The organism is uncultured Microbacterium sp. (assembly GCF_963521695.1).
GTDB lineage: Bacteria > Actinomycetota > Actinomycetes > Actinomycetales > Microbacteriaceae > Microbacterium.
On sequence record NZ_CAUQWC010000273.1, the window covers coordinates 1 to 3,963 of the forward strand.

The 3,963-nt window shown below is 67.8% G+C and carries 5 protein-coding genes and 1 pseudogene; 2 read left to right on the forward strand and 4 right to left on the reverse strand.

The genetic code is table 11. The features are described 5' to 3' along the window. The 4 genes and pseudogenes from RWP81_RS15015 to RWP81_RS15030 form a co-directional block, all read right to left on the reverse strand. A partial coding sequence (locus RWP81_RS15015; RefSeq protein ID WP_314457435.1) for a hypothetical protein occupies positions 1 to 341 on the reverse strand: 341 nt, incomplete at its 3' end. Positions 342 to 345: 4 nt separating this feature from the next. Next, positions 346 to 1,857, reverse strand: a complete 1,512-nt coding sequence (locus RWP81_RS15020; protein WP_314457437.1) for a recombinase family protein — start codon at positions 1,855 to 1,857, stop codon at positions 346 to 348. 21 nt (positions 1,858 to 1,878) lie between these two features. Beyond that, positions 1,879 to 2,145 (reverse strand): annotated as a pseudogene (locus tag RWP81_RS15025) (cation acetate symporter); the annotation flags it as partial. After that, positions 2,142 to 2,495, reverse strand: coding sequence for a DUF485 domain-containing protein (locus tag RWP81_RS15030; RefSeq protein WP_200936109.1), 354 nt, complete (start codon positions 2,493 to 2,495; stop codon positions 2,142 to 2,144). The pseudogene RWP81_RS15025 and the gene RWP81_RS15030, both read right to left, overlap by 4 nt. A 137-nt stretch (positions 2,496 to 2,632) precedes the next feature. Between RWP81_RS15030 and RWP81_RS15035 the strand changes: the two genes are divergently transcribed. Further along, entirely contained in the window at positions 2,633 to 3,484 is an 852-nt protein-coding gene (locus RWP81_RS15035) for a LuxR C-terminal-related transcriptional regulator (protein ID WP_314457441.1), read from the forward strand. Between the two features lie 113 nt (positions 3,485 to 3,597). Then, positions 3,598 to 3,882, forward strand: coding sequence for a Fe-S cluster assembly protein HesB (locus RWP81_RS15040; protein WP_314457442.1), 285 nt, complete (start codon positions 3,598 to 3,600; stop codon positions 3,880 to 3,882). Positions 3,883 to 3,963 lie beyond the last annotated feature (81 nt).

Here is a 3,963-nt window from a genome sequence, read left to right on the forward strand (position 1 = left end):
TCCTCGCGCAGTCGCTCCCGTTCGACACGAGCCTGGGCACGGGATTCCTCGCGCAGTCGAGCACGTTCTGCACGACGCTCATCACGTACGCGCTCACGTTCTGCCCGAGCTGCATCACGGACGGCTTGTGCCGCCGCCTCTCGCGCCTCTTCAAGGGCGCGTGCCTCCGCCTCACGTGCCAGCTCGACAACGGCCTCAGCGGCCATCTCCGCGATGTCGATCAGCACGTTCGGATCGCGCCGCAGCGCGCGATCGGCAGCCGCCCAGATGGGTTGCATGCGCTCGATCATCTCGGCGGAGAGGGTTGCGTCGAGGTCAGGCGTTGTCGTCGTCATCGTCACTCTTTCAGGCTATGTCGGCAGCGTTCAGTGAGGTCACGACCGTATGCACGATCGTGTACTTCCCGGTGCCCTGTCCATTGCTCACTGAGACATCGAGCAGGGCTTTCACGAGCTGGCGCCGACGCTGGATGTCGAGGGCGTCGAACCGAAGTTCTAGCTCATCTCGTAGAACCGTGAACCCCTCATAGGACGCTCTGTGCGTGCTGGAGTCGATCCATCCGGCGCGGAGGTCTGTGAGCATGCCCGAGGCCGCAGACGATCGCACAAGGGCGTCCAGGCGCCCCTGGAGAGCTTCGATGCGCTCCCGGTAGCCGTTGAGGCGTTGCTTGCCCTCCCAGGCCTCCAGGGTGCCCTCTTCGACCCAATCGAGCACCCGTTGCCGAGAGGCCCGCAGGTCGGCGAGCTGGGCGTACACCTCGCCCGTGGCGCCGCTGTCGTGGTCCTCGTCGAACAACTGCGCAGGTCCGAACGCGAATGCATCGATGACAGCTCGACGGATGAGCGGATCAAGATCGGCGATGGTTCCTGACGGGTGACGTGCTCCCCCACGATCGGGATTGCGACACAGCAGGATCGAGTACTTCTCCCCCGTCTTCCACGCCTTGCCCGTGGAGGTGCGCAGCGGGAACCCGCAGACTCCGCAGGTGGCGATGCCAGCCGCGAGGGACAGCGGCGTCCGACCTTTCGCGTTCGTCTTCCGCTCGGGGTTGTCGAGCTTGGCTTGCACCTTCCACCACAGCTCAGGCTCGACGATCCTGATCCATTGGCCGGTGAGGCCGTCAATGATCGAGCCGTCCCGGTCGGCCACCAGACCGGCGTAGCGGGGTCGGCGGAGGATGCCCACCACGTGGGCGTTGCTCCAGCCCTGGGAGCCTCCCCGCTTCATGGGGACCTTCGCGGCGTTCCACTTCGACACGATCGCGCGTACGGTGCCCTCCTCCTCCGCGAAGCTGTGGAATGCAGCCGCGATCAGCTCCGCCTCGTCGGGGATGACGTCGAACCCGGCGTAACCCATGCAGTCCTTCTGCGCAGGCAGCAGACCGGCGAGACGCTGGCCCTGATAGTGCTGACGCAGCCGCTCCGACTTCACCTGTGATTCGAATTCGGAAATAGCCGACAGGATGCGTGCGAGCAGACCACCCTCAGCCGACGCCGGTTCCACGACCTGACCTGAGCTGTACTGCCAGCGCACACCCGCCTGGATGCTCGCAACGCGCAGGATCGTCCCCTCAGCTTCGTTCCGCTCCAGGCGGTCAGCGTGACGCGCGAGAACGATGTCTATCCGACCATCGGCGATGTCGACGAGCAGGCGCTGGAACGCGGGCCGCAGCTTGCCGGAGTACCCGGAGATACCGTCGTCGTAGTAGGTGCCGTAGACCTCGTAGCCCTGATCCGCGGCGAGCGCGGTCAGGTCCGCTAGTTGGTTGTCGATCGAGTCGGAGTTGTCGTCATCGGCTCGACCCGATTGGGGAGCGCTGAGACGTGCGTACAGGGCGGCGCGGGGTTTCGGTTCCACACCTGCAAACTATCAGGGGCGCTCGTAGCCGTTGATCGCGATCGCTCCGACGATGCCGAGGAACGACGCCGCCGAGAGGTAGTCGCCGGCGATCGCGAAGCCGTTCTGCGGACCGGTGAAGGACCGGCCGGCGGCGTAGTAGTCGGCAGCGGTCTTGCTGTTGCGACTGGCCCGGATGACGATGAACAACGTCACAGCGACGAAGGCGCCGAAGATCGAGATGTTCAGCACCGGGTTGTTCTCGACCGTCTGTGCGGCCGCGTCGAGCTGGGTGAGCACGTCGTTCACGACCGACCCCCCTCAGTCCGCTCGAGCTCCTCGCGCAACTGCTGCGCTCCGGGGTCGAGGCGACGGTTGGCGTACGCGACGTAGCCCATGGTGATGGCGAACGTGGTGACGAACTGGCCGAGCCCGAACAGCAGCCCGACGGTGATCGCGCCCGATACCGGCTGAGCCATGAAGTCCGGCGCGAACGACGACAACAGAACGTAGACGAAGTACCAGACGAGGAACGCCACCGCCAACGGGAAGACGAAGCTGCGCTGCCGCCGCTTCAATTCCTGGAACGGGGCGGACTCCTCGACCGCGATGTAGTCGACGCCGCCCGTGGGGGCGCCGTCGATGCGACGATCCGTCATGTGGCCTCCTTGCCTCATGAGTCCGGCGCTGCACTGCGCCGAAGGGGGGGTGACCGGGCTGTGGAAACGCTCCCGGTGGTAGGGTCGACGCTACGAAACGCGGCGACGAGGCAGTCACCCCCGGAAGTAGGTAGTGCGTGGGAGCACCATCCGCTCTTCGAGACGACACGAGCCTGATCTCGCACGCCGTGACCGAGCTCGCCCGGCGTACGCACTTCCCCGTCGCCTTCGGCGGCCTCGAGCACGACGGCGCCGTCCACGTCACGACCGTCGTGGGCGCGCGTACGCGGAGCATCGAGGGTCTCGTGGTGCACGAGTCCCGCGGCCTCGGCGGACGCGCGCTCATCGAGCGTCGTCCCCGGATGACGCTGGACTACCGCACCTCCCGCACGATCACACACGACTACGACCGCGCCATCCTCGGCGAGGGCATCGCGACACTGTTCGCCGTCCCCGTGCTCGTCGCAGGCGCGGCCCGCGGCGTGCTGTACTGCGGGTCGTGGGCGCAGACGCCGATCGGCGACGCGCAGGCGCGACCGGCGTTCGACGTCGCGGGCGAACTCGGCGCCGAGCTGCGCGTGCGCGCGGAGGTGGAGCGACGACTCTCGGCGGCTCCGACGGTCGAGAGCGGCCTCGGCGCCGGAGCGCGCGAGGAGATCCGAGAGAGCTACGCGCAGCTGCGCAGTATCGCCGCGACCGTCGGCGACGCGGACGTGCGCCGCCGCCTGGAAGACATCGAGGGGCGCCTCGCCGCGCTCACCGGCGACGCACCGGCCGCCGCCGTCGATTCGGACCTTCACCTCTCACGGCGTGAGATCGATGTATTGGCGTGCGCGGCCGTGGGGTCGACGAACGGCGAGATCGCGGCATCCCTCGGTCTTCGCGAGACCACCGTCAAGTCGTATCTGGCCTCGGCGATGTCGAAGCTCGATGCCTCCACCCGGCACGCCGCCGTGATCCGCGCGCGGCGCGCGGGGCTGCTTCCCTGACGCCTGAGCGGTCGGTGGGAAACCCCTGGCAATGGCCGCGAGGAGTTGAGAGCCGCTGCCATTCTCGGCATCGTGGCTGGCTCCTGTCGTCGATCAGAAAAGGAGAGTCACCCATGCTGACGCTCACCGAAGAGGCCACGACCGCCGTCAAGACCATCACCGCGCAGTTCCCGGATGCCGCCCAGGGCGGCGTACGCATCGCCGGGGCCGGGTCGCCCGAGTCGCAGTTCGCGCTCTCGGTCGTCGACTCCCCCGAACCGGCCGACACCGTCGTGGAGAACGCCGGCGCGCGGGTCTTCCTCGACACCGACGCCGCGGCTGTCCTCGACGACCGCGTGCTCGACGCGCAGATCGACCCCCAGGGTTCGGTGCAGTTCGCGGTGACCACCGCCGCCTGACGTCCTGCCCCTCGATCGATGCCCCGGCCGCGTGCGTGCCGGGGCATCGTCGCGTGCCGGGGCATAGGGCGACAGCGGGTC

Excerpts from the sequence above, each read along its gene's own strand:
- RWP81_RS15030 (WP_200936109.1), bottom strand. The coding sequence starts at position 2,495 with ATGACGGATCGTCGCATCGACGGCGCCCCCACGGGCGGCGTCGACTAC.
- RWP81_RS15040 (WP_314457442.1), top strand. The coding sequence starts at position 3,598 with ATGCTGACGCTCACCGAAGAGGCCACGACCGCCGTCAAGACCATCACC.